This is a genomic window from Vibrio sp. zbq_1 (genome assembly GCF_043102935.1).
GTDB lineage: Bacteria > Pseudomonadota > Gammaproteobacteria > Enterobacterales > Vibrionaceae > Vibrio > Vibrio parahaemolyticus.
On sequence record NZ_JBICJH010000004.1, the window covers coordinates 202,956 to 227,165 of the forward strand.

Annotated in this window: 20 protein-coding genes; 9 read left to right on the plus strand and 11 right to left on the minus strand. The window is 44.7% G+C overall.

Going from position 1 to position 24,210, the window contains the following annotated elements:
• The first annotated feature begins 152 nt into the window (after positions 1-152).
• Complete coding sequence (soxR, locus tag ACF8CV_RS01335; RefSeq protein WP_005464169.1) at positions 153-590, plus strand: redox-sensitive transcriptional activator SoxR; 438 nt, start codon at positions 153-155, stop codon at positions 588-590.
• 3 nt (positions 591-593) lie between these two features.
• On the opposite strand, the gene ACF8CV_RS01340 is transcribed toward soxR, so the two are convergent.
• Positions 594-989: a DUF2391 family protein gene (locus ACF8CV_RS01340; RefSeq protein WP_005464146.1), complete on the minus strand. Its 396-nt coding sequence runs from the start codon at positions 987-989 to the stop codon at positions 594-596.
• 13 nt (positions 990-1,002) lie between these two features.
• Positions 1,003-1,854 carry a tetratricopeptide repeat protein gene (locus ACF8CV_RS01345; protein WP_005464201.1) on the minus strand — a complete coding sequence of 284 codons (852 nt, stop codon included), beginning with the start codon at positions 1,852-1,854 and terminating at the stop codon, positions 1,003-1,005.
• Between the two features lie 238 nt (positions 1,855-2,092).
• Here ACF8CV_RS01345 and ACF8CV_RS01350 point away from each other — a divergent pair, with 238 nt between their 5' ends.
• A complete protein-coding gene (locus tag ACF8CV_RS01350) occupies positions 2,093-2,563 on the plus strand; it encodes an ASCH domain-containing protein (RefSeq protein WP_138937183.1) in 471 nt (156 codons plus the stop codon).
• 68 nt (positions 2,564-2,631) lie between these two features.
• On the opposite strand, the gene ACF8CV_RS01355 is transcribed toward ACF8CV_RS01350, so the two are convergent.
• Together ACF8CV_RS01355 and ACF8CV_RS01360 are read right to left on the minus strand one after the other, a co-directional pair.
• Entirely contained in the window at positions 2,632-3,219 is a 588-nt protein-coding gene (locus tag ACF8CV_RS01355) for a trans-aconitate 2-methyltransferase (RefSeq protein ID WP_138937182.1), read from the minus strand.
• A 123-nt stretch (positions 3,220-3,342) separates the two neighbouring features.
• Positions 3,343-4,860 carry a phospholipase D family protein gene (locus ACF8CV_RS01360; protein WP_005483921.1) on the minus strand — a complete coding sequence of 506 codons (1,518 nt, stop codon included), beginning with the start codon at positions 4,858-4,860 and terminating at the stop codon, positions 3,343-3,345.
• A 742-nt stretch (positions 4,861-5,602) separates the two neighbouring features.
• Here ACF8CV_RS01360 and ACF8CV_RS01365 point away from each other — a divergent pair.
• From ACF8CV_RS01365 to ACF8CV_RS01385, 5 genes are all read left to right on the plus strand, one after another.
• A complete protein-coding gene (locus ACF8CV_RS01365) occupies positions 5,603-6,760 on the plus strand; it encodes an efflux RND transporter periplasmic adaptor subunit (protein WP_011106254.1) in 1,158 nt (385 codons plus the stop codon).
• 13 nt (positions 6,761-6,773) lie between these two features.
• Positions 6,774-9,932 carry an efflux RND transporter permease subunit gene (locus ACF8CV_RS01370; RefSeq protein WP_138937181.1) on the plus strand — a complete coding sequence of 1,053 codons (3,159 nt, stop codon included), beginning with the start codon at positions 6,774-6,776 and terminating at the stop codon, positions 9,930-9,932.
• A gap of 338 nt (positions 9,933-10,270) precedes the next feature.
• On the plus strand, positions 10,271-10,537 hold the full coding sequence (locus ACF8CV_RS01375) for a hypothetical protein (protein WP_005464185.1): 267 nt from the start codon (positions 10,271-10,273) through the stop codon (positions 10,535-10,537).
• Between the two features lie 416 nt (positions 10,538-10,953).
• Complete coding sequence (locus ACF8CV_RS01380) at positions 10,954-12,174, plus strand: alpha/beta hydrolase (RefSeq protein ID WP_138937180.1); 1,221 nt, start codon at positions 10,954-10,956, stop codon at positions 12,172-12,174.
• 4 nt (positions 12,175-12,178) lie between these two features.
• Positions 12,179-13,018: a hypothetical protein gene (locus ACF8CV_RS01385; protein ID WP_029816689.1), complete on the plus strand. Its 840-nt coding sequence runs from the start codon at positions 12,179-12,181 to the stop codon at positions 13,016-13,018.
• 567 nt (positions 13,019-13,585) lie between these two features.
• Here ACF8CV_RS01385 and ACF8CV_RS01390 read toward each other — a convergent pair.
• The 6 genes from ACF8CV_RS01390 to ACF8CV_RS01415 are packed head-to-tail and all read right to left on the minus strand — an operon-like array spanning position 13,586 to position 18,888.
• On the minus strand, positions 13,586-14,245 hold the full coding sequence (locus ACF8CV_RS01390) for an HAD family phosphatase (RefSeq protein WP_069505934.1): 660 nt from the start codon (positions 14,243-14,245) through the stop codon (positions 13,586-13,588).
• A 1-nt stretch (position 14,246) separates the two neighbouring features.
• Entirely contained in the window at positions 14,247-15,266 is a 1,020-nt protein-coding gene (locus ACF8CV_RS01395; protein WP_069505933.1) for an ABC transporter ATP-binding protein, read from the minus strand.
• Positions 15,266-16,051 carry an ABC transporter permease gene (locus tag ACF8CV_RS01400; RefSeq protein ID WP_025540805.1) on the minus strand — a complete coding sequence of 262 codons (786 nt, stop codon included), beginning with the start codon at positions 16,049-16,051 and terminating at the stop codon, positions 15,266-15,268. Before ACF8CV_RS01400 ends, ACF8CV_RS01395 begins: the two co-directional genes overlap by 1 nt.
• Before the next feature lie 3 nt (positions 16,052-16,054).
• Positions 16,055-16,954, minus strand: a complete 900-nt coding sequence (locus ACF8CV_RS01405; protein WP_138937179.1) for an ABC transporter permease subunit — start codon at positions 16,952-16,954, stop codon at positions 16,055-16,057.
• Positions 16,951-17,775, minus strand: coding sequence for an alkaline phosphatase family protein (locus ACF8CV_RS01410; protein ID WP_024701495.1), 825 nt, complete (start codon positions 17,773-17,775; stop codon positions 16,951-16,953). The genes ACF8CV_RS01405 and ACF8CV_RS01410 overlap by 4 nt, the downstream gene beginning before the upstream one ends.
• Before the next feature lie 30 nt (positions 17,776-17,805).
• Complete coding sequence (locus ACF8CV_RS01415) at positions 17,806-18,888, minus strand: ABC transporter substrate-binding protein (protein ID WP_138937178.1); 1,083 nt, start codon at positions 18,886-18,888, stop codon at positions 17,806-17,808.
• Between the two features lie 209 nt (positions 18,889-19,097).
• Between ACF8CV_RS01415 and ACF8CV_RS01420 the strand changes: the two genes are divergently transcribed.
• Complete coding sequence (locus tag ACF8CV_RS01420) at positions 19,098-19,826, plus strand: UTRA domain-containing protein (protein ID WP_025787978.1); 729 nt, start codon at positions 19,098-19,100, stop codon at positions 19,824-19,826.
• A 69-nt stretch (positions 19,827-19,895) separates the two neighbouring features.
• On the opposite strand, the gene ACF8CV_RS01425 is transcribed toward ACF8CV_RS01420, so the two are convergent.
• A complete protein-coding gene (locus ACF8CV_RS01425) occupies positions 19,896-21,479 on the minus strand; it encodes a BCCT family transporter (RefSeq protein ID WP_015312921.1) in 1,584 nt (527 codons plus the stop codon).
• A gap of 304 nt (positions 21,480-21,783) precedes the next feature.
• Between ACF8CV_RS01425 and ACF8CV_RS01430 the strand changes: the two genes are divergently transcribed.
• A complete protein-coding gene (locus tag ACF8CV_RS01430) occupies positions 21,784-24,192 on the plus strand; it encodes a glycoside hydrolase family 2 protein (RefSeq protein WP_138937177.1) in 2,409 nt (802 codons plus the stop codon).
• The last annotated feature ends 18 nt before the right edge of the window (positions 24,193-24,210 follow it).

A 24,210-nucleotide genomic window follows, 5' to 3' on the forward strand; every position in this document is an offset into this window, starting at 1 on the left:
GGTGCTGTGTTTGTCAACCAAGTTATGCGTCCTGAACGCAATATTTCGAGACCGTCTGGGTTTAGCGTTATTTAAGATGGTGTAACTTTAGAACCTCAAGTAAACTTGAGGTAAAGCTTTTTTTAACAAAATAGAAACACGGGAAGTCAAGGATGGAAATCAGCGTAGGAGAAGTGGCAAAACGTTCTGGAGTGAAAGTCTCTGCCCTGCATTTTTATGAACAAAAAGGACTGATTTCGAGTTGGAGAAATCAAGGCAATCAGCGCCGCTACCACCGCAGCGTTTTGCGCCGTGTCGCGGTGATTAAAGCGGCTCAGCAAGTTGGGTTATCGTTAGAAGAAATCAAACATGCGCTAGATGAGCTGCCGAAACATCAAGCTCCGAACAAAGAGCAATGGGAAGTCATGGCGAGCCATTGGCATGAACAGTTAGAACAAAAGATTCAAAAACTCAAAGCCTTGCAAAACGATTTGGGTGGATGCATTGGCTGCGGATGTTTGTCGTTAGAAACCTGCGCACTGCGAAACCCAGAAGATGTGTTAGGCAAAGATCACTCAGGTTCGAATTTGACCTTAGAAGAAGGGGCGTAAGCGTTATTCTTTGTCGAAACTGTCCACCACAATCGCGCCCATCGACGCTGGCATTGTGATGACGATAACGCGTTTTATCGCAACGATCGGGTCAGTAAAGAGCGGCAACTTGTCGAGACAAAATAGCACCAAAGCCACCACGATAGCGGCGATGGAATAGGCGATCACAACGCGAAACACAAAGATGGGAATGCGCTTTCTAATGTGGCTTTGAAATACGCTTTGATAAGCGAAAAAGCTGAGAAAAATCACAGAAAGGCTTAACAACATGAGCAGGTTTATCATGGGTAAGCTTTCACCCAATCGCCATGCTTCTTCCGAAAAAGAGATAGGCACAGCAAGGGCAAAAGCGCCCACTAATACTTGGCTGGCATCTTCAAGATTAAAGTGGCTGCTCATGTTGTAAGTTCCGTTATTCGTTGTTATTGCTCAGCTGCAATAGCTTCTCGAATCGCTCGTTACCGTGCAGCAATTCAAGATCGCGTTCTTCTGCCAACAAATCGCGAATTGAAGGGCTGTAGTCAATGGCGCGTTCCAGATCTTCAATCGCTTGTTCCTCAATCCCTAATCGAGAGTACGCACAAGCGCGTTGGTAAAGCGCAGGGCCATTGGTGTAATCTACCTCAAGCACTCGGTTACATATGCTTAGCGCCCAATGGTATTCGTTTATTTCCATAGCCGCATCGGCTTTGTAAGTCAATGCTTCAAGGTCACCAGGTCGAATTACCAAGATTTCGTCATAAATCTCAATACGTTGTTCCGGCGTTTGCGAACTTTGAGCACGTAACCACAAGTTGTGGATTTCGTTGATCTTTTCAATCTCTTTGTTGTTTTCACTGATGATGCGAGTTTTGCGTTTTAAATCTCGCTCCAGCGCAACAAATTTCTTTTCATATTCTTGAGCGATTTTTTCCAATCGCTTGTCCGCCATTTCTTTTGTGTTGTGCTTAAACTCGCGCAGCGACTGCCAACCTACAAAGGCGATCAATGATGCCACGCCCGCGATGATGTAGAAGAAGTACGTTACCGTCACATTTGCGTAGTTCAGCGATTTATCCGCCACCGTTAATTCACGATCGGTGATCTCGGTGATCATTCGCTTTTCAAGGCTTTGGTAATCCTGACGCAAGGATTTAAGTTCATCTAAAATATAGCGTTCCATTAACGGTCTATCTAATAGATCTGATTCAGAATATTTTTCTTCGGATGCCAGAGTCGGGAGAGAGAGAATCAGGGAGAAGAAGAGGGCAATAAATAAGCGCATAAAACGTCCTTTTGCGTGAAGAGTACAGATAGACCCTGCAACCATAGCAAATCGAACAAACGTTTAGCAAAGTTATTACAAAAGAAATGCTTGTCACGCTTTTGCGCAACTTTTATGGCTCAGGACAAAAGTTTAAGCAGAAAGACGGGTTTGTGAACGGTAAACTCTTTGGTCAGTTGTTCTTTGTTTTACAACTGGTTATGCTCGTCATTAATTCTTTCTCAAGTGTGATAAGTGCATGGACGCAAAAGCAAAAAACTACTTAAATCGGTATCTTGATTCGCTCTCCCCAGAGCAGAAAAGTGCTATTCCATCAGTCAGTGCTGACTACTATTGTGCCGATGAATACAACGCGAATGTGTGCGCCGAACTCGTTCGTATTGGGCAGAAAACGGCATCGTGCAGTATGGAGTTGTGGTACAGCGAGCACGGGGAGCCGATGCCAGAGGTCGGGCATTTGCAAGTTGTCACCAATTGGGACGGTGAGCCTGTTTGTGTAATTCAAATGACGGACGTGAGCACCTGTCGATATGATGAAGTCACCGCAGAGTTCGCCTATGCAGAAGGCGAAGGTGATAGAACGTTGAACTGGTGGCGTGACGCGCATGCTGCATTTTTTAAAGCCGAGTGCGATGAGTTGAACATCGATTGGCATGAGCAACGTTTGCTGGTTCTAGAACGCTTTAAAGTGGTGTATCCACCTGAATAATCAGCGTTGAGTGACTAAAAAACAGCACCGAGTTTGGTGCTGTTTTTGTTTTTATTCCTGCGTTCAGATTAACGTTTCACTGCCGTGACGCTGAATACATGCCAATGTTTAGGCGTCCCGACTATGGTGGTGCCATCTTCATCTCTTTCATGCATGGAGACGATGTCATAGCCCTCAAAACATTGCTCGACTTGCTGGCGAGTGAGTGAGGTTAGATGAGCATGCGAGTTTGAATCAACCCAAGAATCGTTCACGCCTAAAAAGTCTCCGCAGAAAACACCACCTGATGGCAAAGAAGAATCGATTTGACTCCACACGTTTTCAAAGTGCGCTTTTGGGCAAAAGAACAGGCTGGCGCTAGCAATAAATAGGGTGCACTTAGGGTAATCAAAATCGCTGAAACACGCTTGCGAGATGGAGAAGTTCGACTGTTCAGAAAAACGCGTCTCACAGGTTTTTATTGCATCTGAGTTGTTGTCGAATGCGTGAACACGAAAGCCTTGTGCGAGAAGAAAATTGGAGTCTCTCCCTGTACCGCAGCCAGCGTCAACGGCAATTTTCTTTGCTAATGTGTGAAATTGTAGGGCTTTCTCTACATTGACCCTGTGTGGTTGTTGAGCGACTTTTTGATAGTACGGATCCCATGAAACTGACATTGAATTTCCTTTTCGTTATAAAAAACGCCATTCAAATTTGAATAGCGTTTTTGCTGTCTTTGAAGCTAGCCTACACAACTCTATTTTTTGCGGCGCTAACGAAATGCAGAGAATGTGACCAAGTTAAAGTTGATCTTCTATTGGTAAAATGCCGGAGAACCAAGCGCCTAATCGGCGAAAAACGCCTGCTTCGGGTTCTGAATCATATTCCTCACCAGTTTTGGTGTTTGTCCAAACAATGTCTCCGTCACGTAGAGTGAGTCGATAAGCGTTGTCTTTCAGTTGGCTGGGTAATTTTGCCAAGAACGCTTGCACGTATTCCGGTTGTTCAATCACAACGGCCATTTCGGTATTCAAAGCCGCAGATCGAGGATCCCAGTTCATAGAGCCGACGAACAGTGTTTTGTCATCAATCGTCATTGCCTTTGCGTGTAAGCTCGCGCGGCTACTACCTGTTAAGCTCCATTTACTCTTGAGCTTCGCGCTGGATTTCACTTCCCAAAGTTTGATGCCGGATTCGAGCAAATCTTCACGATATTTGGCGTACCAGCCATGAACGGCAAAGACGTCATTCGACGCAAGGCTGTTGGTTACGATGGTGATGTCGACACCTCGCTTAGCTGCATTCGTCAGAGCTTTTGTGCCAGCTTCTGTTGGGATGAAATAAGGCGAGATGAGCACGAAAGAGTGCTCAACACTTTTTAATAGCTCGGTTAAGTTTCCGACTAACTGACTATCGTGTGTCGTAACTTTATCTGGCAAATCGAACCAAACTTGTCCATCACCCCAGTACAAGTTCAGTTTGCCTTGTTTGAGATCTTGATACATATCCAAGGCGGTAAAATCGTATCGGCCAGAAGAGAATTTTTCTTGCAAGTTCAGTTTGGTGACTTGTTTTTGAATCGCGGCATCGGAGACGCTTTGAGATTCTGGCGATATCCACTCCATCGGCACGGCGTGTACGCTGTTCCAATAAAGATCAAACTGATCCGCCGTTTGCTGCACGGCTTCCCCGTAGAGCAGTAAATCGAAGTCGCCGAACTCTACTTCTGATTCAAAAGAGAAATACTCGTTACCAATATTTCGTCCACCGACAATCGCAGAGACACTGTCAGCAATCAGCGATTTATTGTGCATTCGGCGGTTCAGACGTTCGAAGTCACTGGTTAACGCAAAGATTCGTGCAGAGCGGTATTGATGAGGATTGAACAGGCGTATCTCAATATTGGGGTGCGCATTTAGAGCCGCCATGACGTTGTCGTTGCGTTTTTGCATGTCATCAAGCAGCAGTCGGATTCTGACGCCTCGTTTGGCTGCTTCGTACAAACGCCAAGTGATCAGCTGGCTGGTTTCGTCACCGCGATAAATATAATACTGAAGATCCAAGCTTTTTTGTGCGGACTCGATGAGAGAAGTACGAGCAAGAAGGGCATCGTGTCCTTGGTTGAGCGGGTAAAAGCCAGTGATGGTTTTAGGATCTTCGCCATAAGCTTCAAAGTAATGAGCCAGAACCGAATCTTGTTGATAGCCGAAATGAAAAGTTGTGGATTTCTCACTTGGCTGATTTGATTCGATTGATGAGCATGCTGAAAGCACTGAGAACATGGATGCGAAAATGAATTTGGAGAGCGTATGTAACAATGGCACATTTCCTTGTCTTACAAAACCTTACTGTATTGAAGTATAGACATAAGTGCTTTCAACGTGCAGTTATCGCGGCTAAAGAACGAGTGTTTAGTCAAGTAAATCCATGAAGTGAGATCATACTGCGGGAAGAAAGCGGTATTGGGCGCGTTTTTCTCCTAATTTCAGTTTATTTTTATGGCGCACAAAATCATTTATTTTACTTATGTTTCTTGTTGTATTGGTCATTATCACTAATATCTGGCGATAATAACCAATAGCGCTCTGTAATAAATCAATTGAAATATATAACCATATGAATTTATTGAGGTAAATGTTTGGCACAGCGTTTGCCTAGAGACAAAAGAAGTAAGTCAGCATAACTTGCGGATCTGGTTAATTTTTTGTTAATTTTATTAACTTTGAATAGATGGTTATTTGTGGCTAGTCACCACAGAAAAACGCAGCTCTCTTACTTTACTTGAAATTGGCCTCAGCAAGCAGGCAACGAACACGGGTTCCTTGCCTTGAACTGCATGATTTCGTTTCAAGTTAGTTGAATGATGTAACGGCCACACACCATGTTGTTAGTCGCTACAGAAGTACAAATATCTTCGTCTATTTCAGATGCAATGAACTCACCGATTGCTCATAGGGAGTACTTGCTAACTCATTGAGCATTATGCTTTTTGATGTCGCATTTAGGTTGAAAAACCAACACGAGCATTCGGCTGAATACAACAATAAAAAAGGATTTTTGATGTTAGCAAAACCCATAGTACGTTGGCTTTTACCCTTCGTTGTCGTCGGCGGATCTTACGCTGGATATGCCGCGATTGCAGCGACAGCTCCAGAGAAAGAGTCAACAAAAGAAACCATAACCGAACCCACAGTTCGAGCCTCTTCTCTTTTTCCTACTGACCATAAAGTCGTGATTACCAGCCATGGCGAATTGGTTCCATTCGAAAAAACACACCTTTCTGCTCAAGTCAGCGGTGAAGTGATCAGTTGGCACCCTAATTTTGTAACCGGTGGCATCGTGAAGCGTGGGGAAGTGTTATTCACGATAGAAAGCGATAATTATGAAGCGGCCGTACTTCAAGCTGAAGCGGGTCTGGCTAGTGCTCGAGCATCGTTAATTGAAGAACAAGCAAAAGCGGAAGTGGCGAAACGCCAAGCGAAAAAACTTAGCGACAAGCAAGTCACCGATCTGTACTTGCGTAAACCTCAGGTGCTTAGCGCGCAAGCGCAAGTGAAGTCTGCTCAAGCCGCTCTCAAACGTGCAAATCGCGACTTGGAAAACTGCCGAGTGGTTGCGCCATACGATGCTTTAGTGGTCGAGCGTGATGTCGGTGTGGGTCAGTTTGTGACGTCGGGATCTCGTGTCGCCACTTTGAATAACATCGAAGTGGCGGAAGTGCATGTTCCAATTGCTGGTTTTGATAGTGCGTTTTTGCCGGAGTCAATCAAAGAGCTGACAGCAACCGTAACTCAGCAAGGCATTCTCTCGACCACCCGTGAAGGTAAAGTCGTTCGTGATTTGGGAATGATTGATAGCGCCACACGCATGATCAATATGGTGATTCAGGTTGAAGACCCGTATGGCATCGATAACCAGCAACCGCCAATCAAATTTGGTTCTTACGTAGAAGTCAGCTTTACGGGCAAAGAGCTCAAGCACATCTATCGTCTTCCACAAGAATTAGTGAAAAACCGCACGGTTTGGGTCGTCAACGATGAAAATCAACTTCAGCCTCGCACTGTCACAGTGTTAAGAGCGGAGGGAGAATTCATGTTGGTAGGTGAAGGTTTGGAACAAAGTGACCAATTGGTTCTGACTCTTCCTGAATACCCGCAAAAAGGCATGGCGGTTCAAATTGCAAAAAAGAATGACGACTCCGAAACCGTCGTACAGTAAGTAGGAGTTTGTCATGGAAGATACGAATCAAAAGGGCATCATTGCCTATTTTGCCAATAACCCTGTGGCTGCCAACCTGTTGATGGTGTTTATCATCATCATGGGTATCGTGAGTTACATGTTTATCCAGCGTCAGATGTTCCCGAATATCGAAGTGAACTACATCGACGTTCGCGCGACTTATCCAGGTGCGTCTCCTCAAGAAATTGAAGAGAGTATTTTGGTCAAAGTGGAAGAGTCGATCAAAGACGTTACTGGCATTAAAAAAGTGGTGTCGCGAGCTTCTCGTGGCAGTGCTTATATTTCTATCGAAGTTGATGTCAACGCGGATATCAAGCGAGTGCTTGATGATGTGAATCAGCGCATCGATACTATTTCTAACCTGCCTCTTGGCATGGAGCCCATCAATGTCTATCAGGTTGAATGGCGACAAGACGTGATAGAAATGGGGCTGGTGGGGGACAGGCCTCTTGAAGAGCTTAAGCCGATTGCGAAGCAGATTGAAGATGAGCTTCTGCAGCTTAATAACGTCATGTTGGTGTATTTAAGTGCGCCAGAGGAAGAGATTGCGATTGAAGTCGAGCCCCTCGTGCTGCGTAAGTATGACCTAACGTTGAATGACGTAAGCAATGCCATTCGTCGTTACTCGGCAAACTTCTCGGCGGGCGAAGTCAAAACAAACTCTGGAATGATTGCGGTTCGAATCGAGAACCAATATTACCGTGGAGATGAGTTTAGAAATATTCCCGTTAAGCTAGGTGCCAATGGTGCCAAGGTATTGTTGCAAGACATTGCTACCATCAAAGATGGCTTTACCGAAGAAGAGCGCTACTTCGAGTATTCAGGTCAAAATGCTATCTACATGTCAGTCGAAGCGACGCGCGATCAAAACATCATTCCGGTTGCTCAGTCAGTTCGTGACTACATCGAAGCCAAAAACAAAACCTTGCCGAGTGATGTTCAGCTAAAAATTCTGGTCGACATGACGTACTACCTAAATGGTCGTCTCGACATGATGCTGAAAAACTTGCTGCAAGGCGCGGTACTTGTCGCGATCATGTTGACGATTTTCCTACGTTTCCGTTTGGCGATGTGGGTAATGATCGGCTTACCAGTGTGTTTCCTTGGTGCGGTAATGATGATGCCAGCTTTGGGTATTACAGTGAACATCGTCTCGCTGTTCGCTTTCATCATGGTGCTCGGAATTGTGGTGGATGACGCCATCGTCATGGGAGAAAGTGCGTACAGTGAAATCGAAGAAAAGGGCGGCGGTGTCGAGAACGTGGTACGCGGTGTCAAACGTGTTGCTACGCCGGCGACATTTGGTGTTCTGACAACGATTGCTGTATTCGCACCATTCTTGCTTTCGAGTGGTATTGATAGCGCTTTTTTTTACGGCATTGCTGGTGTCGTGATTCTGTGTTTGATCTTCAGTTTGATTGAATCAAAGTTGATCCTACCAGCGCACTTGGCGCATACCCATTTTAAACCCGTCAAACCTGGTGGATGGCGAGATCGTTTCAACCAACGTTTCTTCGGCTTTGTAAACGGCACTTATCGTAACTTCGTGAAAGCCTGTACGCATTGGCGTTGGACGGTATTTGCTGTGTTCTGTGGTTTATTGCTGATCAGTGCTGCATTGGTTAAATCCAACTATGTGCGTGTTATCCCTAACCCGAAAGTACCGACGGATTACCCTGCGATTACTATCGAGATGAATGACACGGTTTCCAGTGAGCAAACCATTGAAGCGTTGAAAACCATCGAGCGTGTCATGCAAGAGGTCGAGTCTCAAACTATTGCTGATCATGGGCAAGGTATGATTCGCGATGTGCTTTCTTACAATCGAAGCCGCACCGAAGGACGAGTGTTAGTACCGCTTGTCGATGAGGAAATTCGTCCGTTCAATACCTTTGAACTTGCTCGACGCTGGCGTGAGGCGATGCCTGTTATTCCGGGGATGAAGAGTATCAAGATCCGCGAACAAAGTGCAGGTGGTGGCGATCGTGATGAGTTTGGCTACTTACTGTTTGGCTCCAACATCAATGAACTTAATCAAGCAGGACGTTACTTGATTGAACGTTTGCAGCAAGAAGAAGGGTTGTTCGATATCTCGTCATCCATTGATTCAGGCAGCAAAGAAGTACTTCTTTCTCTTGCACCTGTTGCGTACGATCTCGGTCTTGACTTGACCATGATTGCGCAACAAGTCGGCGGCAGTTTTTACGGCGGAGAAGCACAGCGTTTGATTCGCGACGGTGAAGAGATCAAAGTCATGGTTCGCTATCCTCAACTGACTCGTGAAGCGTTTTCTTCATTACGTTACGCTGTCATTACTACGCCAGCAGGCAAGAAAGTGATGCTGGGCGATGTAGTGAATATCAGTGAGCAGCCTGGGGTTAGCACAATTCGTCGTGAAGGTGGCTATCAAACCGTTTATGTGTACGGCTCTATTGATGAAGAACTCGTTGAGCCACAAGAAATTGTGAAAATCATCGACGATAGTATTTTGCCTGATATGAAGAAGCTGCACCCAAGTGTCAAAACAGAGCTGGGTGGTGACATCGAAGAGCAAGCCGCGCAACGCAACGAACAAATCATGTTCTTTGTGGCAGGGATGATCATTGTTTATATCTTGCTTGCCGTACCATTGAAGAGCTATACCCAGCCTCTTATCGTGATGTCTGTTATCCCGTTTAGTTTAACAGGGGCGATTTGGGGACATTTCTGGTTGGGGTTAGACATTAGCATGATGTCGACATTCGGTTTGATCGCAGCCGCAGGTGTGGTGATCAACGACTCGTTGGTGATGACAGATTATGTGAACCAAGTCCGAGAGAAAGGAATGAGCATCAAGCAGGCGGTGGTTGAGGCTGGTTGTGCACGTTTCCGAGCGATTACGCTGACATCCATCACGACCTTTGCGGGTGTATTGCCTATTATGTTCGAAACCAGTCTACAAGCACGTTTCGTAATACCAATGGCCGTCGCTTTGGGCTTTGCTGTGCTGTATGCCACAGTCCTGACGTTGGTGTTAGTGCCTTGTCTGTATCTAATGCTTGAAGATATTAAAAACATCTTTCGAGCGATTAAGCGCTTCTTCCAGCGTGTCATTGGTCGTTTTAGAAAAGCGTCAGTATCTTCAGATATTTCTGCGAATACATCGAACTAGCATCTCTTTTCTTAATAATAAATAGCAGCCTTCGGGCTGCTTTTTTTATGCCGAAGATTTAGGCCTGAATGACATTAGATGAATGTTTGAGCCACACGTTTTGAGCCGATAACTGTAAGGAGAAATGGCGCTCTATACTATAGATTAACTGAATAAAATTGGTCTTTGGATTTGCTTGGTTAATTTTACACTTGGGGTGCGAAATTTACCATGCTGATATAAATGTAAAAACGAACATTTCATTAAGTTGTTGAATTTAAAGGATTAAAAAGTTGGCATCGTATGTGCAATATATAAATTGTAACCAAAATGAACTGCTAATCCTCAAGGAGCTTATTATGAAAAGCGTAATTCTATCTACTCTAGGTCTTATTGTTGTAACTTCATCGCCAATCGCTGCTGCTAACACTTTAGACAGAGAAGAGTGGAGCTCAGATTTACGTCAGGACTTTTCTGAAATGAAGCATGAAGCTGTAGCAGATATTCAGCAAATGAACATAGACGCAATTGATGCGCGTGATGCTCGAATCGTGAAAAACATCAAAGATGAGCAGGCACAGCTGGTAAAGGTGAAGTGCCGCAAAGACGAAGCGAGCAAGTCATAACCTCCGATTGTGAACAATCAATAAAATTAAAATGATGTATCCAATACGAGTTCGACGCTAGTTAGCAGTAGGCGTTGACCTTGTTGCTCTACTTGCCAGCCTTTCAGGCTGGCCTTTTTGTTACAGGTGTACTGTATAATTAGTATCTATGGATAAGTATCTCAATAATTTCTAGTTCAATGGTTAAGTGTCTCTTGTTTCAAACGAGATTTAAGGCACTTAACCTTTGTATCAATAGATGTATATATCTAGTGAATTATCATCAAGTATAGGGATGAGTGTAATTTTTAAAATTATTGTTTTCATTAAATTGGAGGCGATGCTATATATTTGAAATTTCGAAAAGATCTAGTCTCCTTTTTATCCTTCATCATACCTTAGTATATGTCCCACTTTTATTTGAATAGGGATTCGTAATGACTTGGGAGTTTATTGAAAGGAAAGAGGCTTTTGATTACATTGAGCTAAATAATAAATCGGTTAATGAAATCGAACAATTCTTACATGGGCGAGTGAGAATTTCGGCTGCACTCTTTAGCAATAAAAAGCTGTATCTATCAAGACAATCTCTCATCATGCTTGCGTCTCTAAATGAGTATGATCAGAAACAAGTTATCAAAGAAATGTATTTTCTTTCATCGAATCCAAGCGCACCGTCGGTAGTTAGACATAAACGTAATCCATTGCTTCGAATATTTCGCACCAGATATCCCTTCAAAAATTATCATTATTTATTAACTTGTATCCTTAAAGATGGGAAAGTGGTAATCCATGATATAGCTTTTGACCGACAATTACATGGTAAGTCTGTTTTTAAGCATTCACATCAAAGAACCCAAATGTATCATGTGAAAAAAGAAACAGGTAAAAATGGTGAATACAATGGGGTGCAAAACAATGAAGAAGCAAAGTTATTGTTGGCTGAGTGGGATCACACTAAAGCTCAAGTAACTCATCAAGTCAATACACTTCATGCTACGGTAAATGGAATGCTGAATGATTATGAGAAAGCAGCGACACTGATGGGAGTGCATACGCAGGTGGCATATTCAGAAGATAAGCCAACAGAGTATACGTTGTTTCACAACCCTTCTGATAATGCGAAGCTAGATCTAATTGAATGTGTTTATGACAAAACTCGATTTACTTCGCACAATGCTCAACACCTAGCGGCGGTAATGAAACAATGTGCGGAGCAGGGTAAAAAAGTTAAATGGACAGTACATAGTCAAGGTGCCATTATTTTTAACTCTGCACTTGAATATGTGAGAAAAAAGAATCCGAGCTTAAAATTATTGAATCAACAAGTCGTGGTGCACGCAGGAGGAGAAAACACAACGAAGATAGGAAAAAACGCACAGCATGTTGGTTTGAAGATAAACTACAATAAAACCCGGACTAATCCTTTTGATATTGTCCCCAACATTGCTGCGAGGCAAGCCCCATTATCGACAAGTAGTCTCGTCCGTTGCTGTAAGTTTTTGGGATTGGTGATGAATGGAGAGGTCACAGAGAGCCCACATACATTACCCTATTTTGGCGTTGAATCCTATCGACGACAACTGATGATGTCTGGTACTAATATGGCTAGTAAACGTTTAAAAGATATTGATGCATATTTAAAGAACAAGAGTTAGAAATATGGGCCTTATTAAAATTTGTAAAGATGGCTTTCGAGGAAAACCAGATTTTTCAAACTTGCTACATAATGTATTCCAGATAGATGACTTAGTATTGTCATTTGAGTGTCCGAATAATATATATGAAGGGCATGTATACCAAGATCTTGTGGAGTTAAAAAAATTCGATATTGACTCAAAAGTAGAACGGCATGAAAAGTTAATAAAATTGGCTTCTATTTATTTCTCATTTCAAAAAAAAATATTAAACCCTCTATTACCTATAAATAAACAAGGTGGTTTATATATTAGGCTAAGGATCAAGTCTGCCAATGAGAGCATTCACTCTGTCAATCAGTTATCTTCATTAATAGAAAAAGAGTATGTGGAGTTTTATCATGCTCTAGAGTCTCCTGAAGGATCTAAGAAAGGAGATCATACAGAGATGATGAATGATGCTATCGATTACGCAAATCATCGCTGGGGATTAGAGCCGATAAACGAAGAAAAAAAGAGAGCGAAAGAAGAGTTTCTCGTAGGGGAGTTTCTTCGCGGCTACCCCCCAATTAAATGCCAAGCTATTGATGTTGGAGAGAAAACGTACTCAAAATACGTAGAAGGTAACTTGGAGTATAAGAAGGACTATCGAAGAGTTTACAATTTGCATATCAAAAACGAGTTTTACTTTAGTATCGAGTTTTTATACGAAATCGAGCCTATGTTTGCTCAAAAGAAGTTTTTAGATTGGGTGAGAAGTGCTGATGAAACCTTTGAGAAAAAGGTGTTAGAGTTACTAGAATTGTCTCCGCTTGTTGATTCGTATACTACCTCCAAGGTAGAGAGATTGACGAAACAAAACTGATCCTGTGCGCTCTGACTTTAACTTAAAGAAAAAAGCCCGCAAAGAATTTCCTCTGCGGGCGTAAAAAGGGCACCAAATTGGGTGTCTATTCATTTTGGAGGTGGTCGAACGTCCATATAAAACTGACAATAGGCTTGGTGAAAGGCTTACCACCAGCGCGACCAACGGGGCTAAAGTTAACATTGTTGTAATCATTGTTAAAATGTTAATTCTTCAATCAATGATTTCATTATCGTTAGTCTGGATTGTGAATATGTTGTTCGACTGTACGCGCAGTGTGCATAAACTCAGTTTTTGATAACCAATTGACTCATAAATTGAGTTTTGCTTATTTGTTTTTGTTATATAAATTCGCTCTCAGTATGTTCTCAATCTTTCATATCTCAGATTAAGGTGACATAAAGTCCTTGCGTTTGTTAATGATGTGTTTTGTTTTTGCGCGAGAGCAGCAGTGTGTTTGAGTGGTAGGTTATGCTCTTAGGTGCGATGGAAATTAAAGCCAAGAAAGTAAAAGAGCAGCCTATTTCGCTCTTTTACTTTGTAAAGGTTAGCTTAAGATGTTGGTGACTAACCCCAAGACAAAACTGTCCAATTGGCTTTATCTGCGCGTGCTTTTAATTGAGGGCAAGGATTCACCAAATATGCGTAATCTGCGTATTCGCACAAAGGTAAATCATTGATGGAGTCGGTGTAAAAATGGACTTCAGAATAAGATTCTGGCTGAGCATCTAACCATGCTTTCAAGCGTATAACTTTGCCTTCTCGATAACTCGGAACGCCTGCAATTTCAGCGCTGTAGCTGCCGTGCTTCTCAACCAAATCAATTCCTAATGCGACGGGAATTCCTAATCGACGGGCGACCGCTTCGACTAAGAATGTCACGCTCGCAGAGATGATAACCATATCGATGTCATCGCGATCCAACTGTGCTATCAACGTTTTGGATTGCTCAAACTGCTTAGGCAGGATGTGGTGCTCTACACACTCTTCTACCAACATAAGGACGTGTGCAATGGGCATGTCAGCCAGTGGTGCCATACAGAATTCTAAGTAGTCCTCCATGTCCATTTTGCCTTCTGCGTACAAGGCCATTAAACGCTGATCTTCCTCGATGAAGTTTGGTTGCGTTGCTATGCCTTTTTCAACCAAAAATGCGTTCCAAATCATCGCACAGTCGGCGTTGATTAGAGTTTCATCCATATCAAAGACGTACAAAGGTTTGGACATGTTAGGCTCTCACTGGTTGAATTTCGTTAAGGTTAAACAATAGCTCTAGTTGACTGCCGTTAGCTAGCAATCGTTCGGATGAACGGTTGAGCAAATCGACCGTAAGATCGCACTCTTCGACGCATACTTGGTAGCGAATTACATTGCCAAGCAGTTGGTGGTTTTTGATGGTTCCCATCTGCGGTGCAGAAATATGGCTTCCGTATTGGCGACCATGCTCTTTCACGTAGATGGACTCTGGACGAATTGCCACCTTCCATTCGGTATCGATATTAAAGAGTTGTTTGGCTTTGTTAGCATCGACCAAGTTGTAATGCCCCATAAACCCAGCCACAAATTCATTGGCAGGGTGAGTGTAGATCGCTTCTGGTGTGCCGGCTTGAACAATCTCCCCTTTGTTCATCAAAAAGATTCGATCAGACATGATCATCGCTTCTTCTTGGTCATGAGTCACAAAGATGGTAGTTAGGTTCATCTCTTTTTGTATATCGCGGATCTGTTGGCGAAGATGCTTACGGATCTTTGCATCCAGTGCCGAAAGCGGCTCATCAAGTAAAAGAATACGAGGTTTAACCACGAGCGCTCGGGCTAATGCCACACGCTGACGTTGGCCTCCAGAAAGTTGGTGTGGGTAGTGTTTTTCTTTGCCTTTTAAGTCAACTAACGCTATGACTTTTGTCACTTCGCGTTGAATTTCATCAGAGGCGAGTTTCTTCATTTTCAAGCCAAAAGCGATGTTGCCCTCAACCGTCATGTTTGGAAACAGCGCGTAAGACTGAAAAACCATACCGATGCCTCTTTCTTGTGGCACTTGGTGGGTGATCTCTTCGCCATTTACCCAGATTTCACCACCATCAACCGGATTTAAACCCGCAAGACTGCGAAGTAGTGTGGATTTACCACAGCCACTTGGTCCTAAAAGCGTGATGAACTCGCCTTGTTCGATAGCGAATTGAATGTCTTCAAATACCGTATTGGCACCAAAACGTTTGGTAAGGTTTTTTGCGGTTACGTAACTCATTATTTGACTCCTCGGCTGAAACGACTTGCCAACCAAGTCAGTAAGAAAATAAACAGGAAATAGGTCATCACGAGCGCAGATGTGAAGTGGCCGCTGGTTTGACGCATGTTGTACAAGTAGATTTGTAGGGTTTCGTAGCGAGTGCCAACCAAAATATTGGCGAACACGAACTCTCCTAGTAAGAATGAGAAGGAGAGGAACAACGATGCCATTAAACCTTTCTTTAAATTGGGTAAAATGATCAACAAAAAAGCTTTGGTCGTACTTGAGCCAAGCAAGTGCGCTGCGTCCATCAAATCATGTAAATTGATGGCTTCAAAGCTGTTGGAAATGGCGCGATACATAAATGGCAATGCGATGGTGAAGTAAGTGCCCACTAAAATCCAAGGTGTGCCTATAAGGGAAATTTCACTGTCGGCATAGAGTTGAAGAAGGCCCACAGACGAAACCACGGGTGGTACTGCAAATGGCAGCAAAATCAGGATATTCATCAGCTTGTCGAGTTTCGGAAAGTAGTAAAACACCACGAAAATCGCAGGCAGTACGAGAACAACACTCAGTGCTAGTGCTGAAAGGCCAATAAAGAGCGAGCGACCAAACGCCTGTAAGAAGCGAGGATCCGTTAGCAGTTTAATGTACCAGTCAAAAGTGAAACCATCAGGTAGAATCGTTGCGCCCCAGCGAGAAGAGAGCGAGTAAATGAACGTCGCTAGAATCGGGATCAGCATGATTCCGACGATGGTGTAAACGACGCTTTTATGGAATCGAGAATTTACGTCTTGCATGGTTTACTTCCTGCTTTTCTTAGCTGCGTAACTTTTGGCAATCAGCCACTGGTTAATCATCGTAATAAACGCCAACAGCGCCATTAAGATGACCGAGATGGCGGCCGCTAAATTTGGCTCTAGGAACAAATCACCAGACACCAAACTGGCAATACGAATGGTAATGACGTTGTAGTTACCAGAAGTGAGCGCATAGACGCTGGCATACGCGCCGATCGCATTGGCGATCAAAATAATGAAAGTGCCAAACAGGGCAGGAGAAAGCACAGGCAAAGCCACTTTCGCCCAATATTGCGCAGTTCTTGCCCCCAACAGTGCAGCCGCCGCTTGCCAATCATCGCTCAGCGCATCAAAAGCGGGATAAAGCAGTAAAACCGCCAGTGGGATTTGGAAGTAGATGTAAATCGCCAGCAAGCCCCATTTGCCGTACAAGTCAAAATCACCGAGCAAGCCATATTGCTTGAGCAACAACGTAATCGCGCCGTTTGTGCCTAAGATGATGATGAAGGCAAACGACAGAGGTACGCCTGCAAAGTTGCTGCTCATGTTGGTGAAGGCAATCACGGCGTCTCTTAGCTTACTGTCTACTCGGCGTAAGGAAGAAACCAACAGCGTCGCGATGGCGAGTCCGAAAATACTCGACCAAACGGACAACCATAAACTGTTTCCGAATGCTTGCAGCATGAACGCAGAATCGAGTACTTCGATGTAGTTATCGAAAGCGAACTCTCCATCGTAGATAAAGCTGTTAAACAGCACCCAAATCATGGGCGCGAGTTGAAATAGGTAGAAAAAAAGTGCAAAGGGAACCAGCCAGAATGCGGGTTTGATGCGCTTAAGCCAAACACTTGTCGTTGGTTTCGCCGCGCGGCTCGCGCTTGGTGATAAAACAGAACTGCTCATAGTGCTAACAACGCTTGCGTGTAAGGTTTATTGTGGTCAAGGTTTAACAACTGACAAACCGTGCCACAAATCTCGGTTTGTTTAACGTGACACTCTTGATGTGTGAACTTGTCGCCAATCACAAACATCGGAACTTCACGCTCTTCAGGGAGAATACCGCCGTGAGAAAGATCGTTGTTCATGCCATGGTCACTGGTGACGATGATCTGATAGCCATCGGCCAACCATTGCACGATGTAATTGGAGAGAATGATGTCTGCACCACGTGCTGAGTTGCGGTATTGGCGAGAATCCAATCCGTGCTTGTGACCCATGTCATCAATGTTCATTGGGTGGATTAGCAAAAAATCAGGCTGGTGAGTGCGACGCAAATGTTCAGCGTCTATGAAAAGCGCTTCATCAGGATAATGATCCCAATGATAGAAACAGCCGTGCTGAATATTCATTGTTTCATCGTTCGTAAAACGATCGCGAATCGGCTCAAATGGGGCGCGGTTATAGAGCTCGCTCACCCAGTGGTAAGCCGCCGCCGCCGTCACTTTGCCTTGCGATTTTGCCAAACTAAAGATGGAATCATGATTCGACAGACGAACGATATTGTTGTTCACAATGCCGCTTTCTACGGGGCGAACCCCAGTTAAAATGCACTCATACAGTGGACGCGACATTGAAGGGAGTTCGCATTGCACGGGGTAAAGCGTGGCGCGCATTTCTGGTCGTGAATGACCATGTTCTAGTAGACCGTTTAGGTAGCCCATACAATTGCGGGCTACCTGATAGTTCAGTCCATCTAGAACAACAAGGATAACCTTATTGCTCATGATAAATTCTCAATACTTCTTGGAGGGAGGTTACTGCTGGTGAATCAATACACTTTCTTGCCATTGACGTGGCAGCTTACGTGCTGATTTTTCCCATGCAGAGAAGTCGGTCACTGGGTGAACGGTGCTGTACTGGTCATTTGCAATCAGCTTGTCTTGCACAGATTTTGGCAGAGTAATACTGGTGCGAATTGGACGTGCGTAACCTTCTGCTAGGTTGATTTGGCCTTGGTCACTAAAGATGTACTCACGAGCCAATTTGGCTGCGTTTGGATTTTTCGCGTATTTGTTGATGATGGTTGTGTAACCAGAAATCACGGAACCATCTTGTGGAATCGTGACAGTAAAGCGCTCGCGGTCAATCTTGTCGCGGTAGTTCAGCGCGTTGAAGTCCCACATGATCGCCACTTCAACTTCGCCTTTTTCTAGGTTGGCGATGTTCGGATCGGTAAATGACAAGCGACCTTGTTTCGCCAGTTCAGCAAAGAACTTGATTGCTGGTTTAAGGTTCGATTCGTCACCACCGTTGGCAAAAGCGGCTGCCAAAACCGCGTTGTTCGCTTGCGCCGCAACGCCTACGTCTCCAACCGTCACTTTGTAGTCACCTTTGAGTAAGTCACCCCAAGTTTTTGGTGCGTCTTTGACTAGGTTGTTGTTTGAGATAAAAGAGATAGTGCCAGTGTATGCCAGCGCCCAATGGCCATCTTTATCTTTCGCCCAATCGGGAATGTCATTCCAAGTGGTCGGTTTATACGGTTGAGTTACGCCTTTTTTCACGGCAACTCGCGCAAATGCAAAACCGACGTCACCGATATCTGCGGTCGCATTTTTCTTCTCTGCTTCGAATTTCGCGATTTCTTGTGCAGAGCTCATGTCAGTGTCTTGATGTTTCAAACCGTAGTTTGATTGCAAATCAGCCCACGTGTCTTTCCAGTTTGCCCAACTGTCTGGCATGCCCACACTGTAAACCGAGCCTTCTTTTTGAGCGGCTTTTACTAGGGATTCTACATTGGCATCCGCTGAAAAAGCAGGCGCCGATAATGTTGCTGTAATTGCGGTGGCTGCAAGCAGTTTGGCAGGCACGGCAGTGGAACGGCTAAGCAAAGTTTTCATTGTCTCTATCCTTCTGGACTAGGTCAGTAAGTTCGCTTTTTATCCTATGGGGGGAATGTGACGGTTTGGTGCAGATAATTTGACAGTTATGATTCACTTCTGTGGCGTTTGTATTTCATTTGATGAAGAAGTGAGCAGTTTGACTTGTCATATTTCTGTTACTTAAGCCGCTTATGTTGTTGAGAAAATATCTATTGGACTAGGTCAGAATGAAAACAACAGGTGCGAGCCAGTTAGGGACGCAGTTAGGAAAAATTAAAGCCAGTTTGAGACAGCAAATTCACTCTGGCGTGGTTTCTCAAGGGCAAAAACTGCCTTCAGAAAGAGAGTTAAGTGAGCTGTTTTCTACCACCCGAATCACGATTAAAGATGCGTTAGTCTCGTTGGAAACTGAAGGGCTGATTTATCGAGAAGAGCGCCGTGGTTGGTACGTGTCTCCTGAGCGAATCTGCTACAACCCGTTGTCGCGTTCTCACTTTCATCAAATGATTCGTGAGCAGCATCGGATTGCAGCCACCCAACTGATCAGCGTGCGCAGTGAAATGGCGGCAGGGGATTATGCAAAAGCGCTTGATATCGAGCAGATGACGCCAATCCACATCATTGAGCGTTTGCGTTGTATTGATGGACGAGCCGTGCTGTTTGTTGAAAACGTGCTAAAAGCGAGTTTGTTCGATGGTATTTTGGCAGAGAATCTAACTATGTCGCTGACGGGCATTTACCGTGAGAAATATGGCTACGAGACAATGCGCTCTCGATTCGATGTCATTCCAACGTCAGCGCCAGCACATGTGGCGAAAGCATTGAACCTGACTGAAGGACAACCTGTACTGAAAATTTGTCGCGTGAACTACAAGCAAGATGGCGAGCTAATGGATTGCGAGTTGGAATACTGGCGACCTGACGCGGTGATGATTCGCATAGACAGCGTGGGATAAACAGCAGAATCAAAAAGAGCCCAATTAAGGGCTCTTTGCATTTTATGGAGTTGGATATCTAAAACAGACTTAAACCAAACCTTGCTCCTTCGCCATTTGATTGGCAATGCCCGGCGCTTTCAAAATACTAGGTAGCAAAATGAAAGATACAGGAACTGCGGTAATCACAATGAAGGATTGCAGCGCTGTGATGCCACCAGAACCCATAGAAATCAGCGCGATAGCCACAACGCCCATCATCAATCCCCAAAACGAGCGAATCACTGCGTTTGGCTCGGCAGAACCTGTCATTACCACACTGATGGTGTAGGTCATCGAGTCACCAGTCGTAACGATGAAGGTGGTGGTCAAAATCAAGAACAGCACCGAAATGATCATTGGAAATGGCAGTTCACCAGTGATTGCGAGCAATACGGCTGGAAGGTTGAAGCCTTCAAAAGCCGAAGAGATCAATCCCGGATTCGCGAGCTCGAATGCTAAACCGCTACCGCCCACGATGCTGAACCAAAAACAGGTGATCAGCGGTGCAGCAATACTGATGGACAAAATCAATTGGCGAATGGTACGGCCACGCGAAATACGCGCGATGAAGATTGCCATCATTGGCCCGTAACCAATAAACCAACCCCAGAAGAACACCGTCCACCAGCTTAACCAGCCAGTGTCACCGCGATAAAGCGCCATCGGGAAAAAGTTATCCACCATGCGGCCTACGCCTTGCACATAGCCATCAATAATAAAGCTCGTTGGGCCAAAGAACAGGATGTAACCGATCAGCAGTACCGACAGGATGATGTTGTAACGGCTCACAAGTTGGATGCCTTTGCTTACGCCACTTAGCGCCGAAAGCGTGTACATCACGATGGCAGCGACAATCACCATGCTTTGGGTGATGAAGTTATCTGGGAAACCAAATAATGAGTTCAGCGCGTAGCTGATTTGCAAACCAAGAAAGCCAATAGGGCCGATAGTACCAGCGGCAACGGCGATGATGCTGCACGCATCCGCCAGGTTACCAATCCAGCCATGAATCGCTTTGTCGCCAAAGATTGGGTAAAGCAATGTGCGTGGTTTAAGTGGCAAGCCTTTGTCGTAGTGCAGGTGCATCAATACGATGGAAGAAAGGCAACCGAGAATCGCCCAAGCCAAAAATCCCCAGTGCATAAACGACTGAGATAATGCATTGATTGCAGAAGTTTTTGGTGAAGCTTCACCATACAAAGGTGGCGCTGTAACAAAGTGAGCAATTGGCTCGGCAGCAGCCCAAAAAACACCACCACCAGCGAGTAGGGTGCACAGTACAATCGACAGCCATTTAAATGTGTCGATGTCTGGTTTCGCTAAGCCGCCCAAACGTACATACCCTGTACGACCAAACGCGAGAGCCAAACCGATAAGGAAATTGAGAAGAAGCAATACTTGCCAGTAAGCTCCGAAATATTTTGTCGCAAACCCAAAGCCTGCGTTAACCATTGCGGTTAGAGATTCGGTGTTCGTCAATGCAAGCAGAACGAACAAACTGAGGAAGCTACCACTCAACCAGAATACTGGATTGGTGAGTTCGAGGCGTTTCAGTAGGGAAGGGGGATGAATGGCAGAATAGTCTGCTTCCTGAATAGGAGTATGGGGGGCGGCATTCGTCATATTTGACATAATTACTTCGCTTTTTAGGGCTCGGAAGCCGTGCATTTCCCCTCACATCAAGTCGATGAAAAGTGTGAGGATGTTCAAAAAGCCGCTGATGGTAACATGTCGAGATAGCGAATATAACCGTAGATTTAGATTAATTTTTAACACTTTAGCCAAGCCTCTGATTTTTTTGCAGAGATTTTGACTGAAATTTTGGCGTGAAGTGCGCCGCATTTCGTTTGTAAATGACATTCCCCTTATTCTTGTAGGGACTCATCAGAATTACATTGAGCCAACCTGTTCTAATAAAAATTAAAGGTTTTACCCTATGGCTCAAATTGAACTCAACGGGACGTGGCAACTTACCTCACCACAGCGTCTAGATATCGATATTCCTATGAATTTGCCCGGCGATAATGTCTCGGCATTATTGCAAGCAGAGCTCATCCCCAATCCTTATTTTGCTGATAACGAAGCCAAAGTCCGCTGGATCGAAGAATGTGATTGGCATATTGAACGACAGTTTGAAGTGGGCGACTCCACACTGTGCGCTTCTCATATTTGGATGACGCTGACTCGCGTTGACACTTTGGCTCAGTTCTTTATCAATGGTGAGCGAGTACTAACTAGCAGCAATATGTTTGCCCAGCAACGTGTGGATATTAAACCGTATTTAAAACAAGGTACTAACACAATTCGGGTTGAGTTTGCTCGGGTGGATTTAGAAGGTATCGCAAGAGCAAAAAAACTGCCATTTCCTATTCCATCGGCAATGGGCAACAACCAAATTCCACACATGAATTTGATCCGCAAAACACAATGCCATTCCGGATGGGATTGGGGCATTTGTTTGATGGTATCGGGAATTTACGACCCAATCCAAATCGATGTAGTGACCGACATTTGGTTAAAAAATGTCTCAACCGAGCAACAATGGCAAGCCGATGGCAGTGTGATTTTAGACGCGCTGGTGGAAGTGCAAACCGACAACCAAAGCCATCATGTTACCGTGGAATTTGATGGCGAAGTTCAATTCATTCAAATCGAAGGAAGTGGTCACTATCACTGTCAGTTCCATGTTCAAAAGCCGCAACTTTGGTGGCCAGCAGGTTACGGCGACGCGCATCTGTACACCATTTCTGTTGGTTGTGGTGAGCAAACGCTGTCGCGCAAGATTGGACTGCGTCAGTTGAGCTTAAATAGTCAGGCAGATGAACATGGCTCTGCGATGGAATTTATCGTCAATGGCACGCCTATTAATGCCAAAGGTGCGAACTGGATTCCTGTCGATGCGATGCCGGGGCGAGAATGTGAACACCGTTATCGAGACCTATTGCAAAGTGCGGTTGATGCCAACATGAACATGATTCGCGTGTGGGGCGGCGGTCAGTACGAGAGTGAAACCTTTTATAACCTTTGCGATGAACTCGGTTTGCTGGTGTGGCAAGACATGATGTTCGCCTGCTCGTTGTACCCATCAAACGACGAGTTTTTAAAAGACGTAGAAGAAGAACTTCGATTCCAAATTCCTCGTCTTAAAGCGCATCCTTCCATTGCGCTTTGGTGTGGCGACAACGAAGTGATTGGTGCCATTGGTTGGTATGAAGAATCCAAGCACAACAAAGTAAAATACACCGTCAATTATGACCGCCTCAATCGCATGATTGAACAAGTGATTACTCAGCAAGATGATTCGCGCCGCTTTTGGCCGAGCTCTCCCTGCAATGGCGAGTTGGATTTTGGTGACGCATGGCACGATGATAGCAAAGGCGACATGCACTTTTGGGATGTATGGCATTCGGGTAAATCATTTAGCGCGTATCTAAACATTAACCCGCGTTTTTGCTCTGAATTTGGCTTCCAATCTTGGCCGTCTTTTGCAGAGGTGAAGCAGTTTGTACCCGAGCGAGACTGGAACATCACTTCACCAACGTTCGAGCAACACCAAAAGAATCCACGTGGTAACAGCATCATCACTGAGATGTTTACTCGTTACTTCCGTTTTCCATCGGGCTTTGAGCAGATGTTGTATTTGAGCCAGGTGCAACAAGCGATCGCCATCAAAACCGCGTGTGATCACTGGCGCGCGATTTCTCCAATTTGTCGAGGCATGCTGTATTGGCAGCTCAATGACAACTGGCCCGTCAGTTCTTGGTCAAGCTTGGAGTACAGTGGCCGTTGGAAGCAGTTGCACTACCATGCGAAGCGATTTTTTGCGCCGCAGTATTTGGCATTTTCCGAGCATACAGGCAAGTTGAGCCTGCATTTGCTCAATGATGCCAAAGAGCCAGCAAGCGTCAATGCTCAGCTCAAGTGGGTAGATTGGCAAGGGGAAGAAAAGCAATGTTGGAGCTTAGAACAGACGGTCATAGCAGACAGTAATACGATTTTGTGGCAATTGGATGAATCGTTTGAGAAGGATGAACTTACGTCAGGCTTCTTCTACGTTGAAGCGCAAATCGGTGAAGACAGAATAAGCAACACATGGTTTTGCACTCATGAGCTGAAAACGTTGCCGATGGCGAAAGCCAATATTGATGTCTCGATTGAGGGCAGCCAAATTACTTTGGTTGCGGATAAGCCTGCTTTCTTTGTGCATGTGGAGTGTGATACCCAAGGTCGTTTTAGTGATTCCAGCCTCACTCTTCTGGCGAACCAGCCTGTAACGATTGAGTTTTTGGGAGACGATCTGGACGCGATGTCGACATCATTACGGGTTTACCATTTGATGCAGTAAACACAAACTCAACGTTGA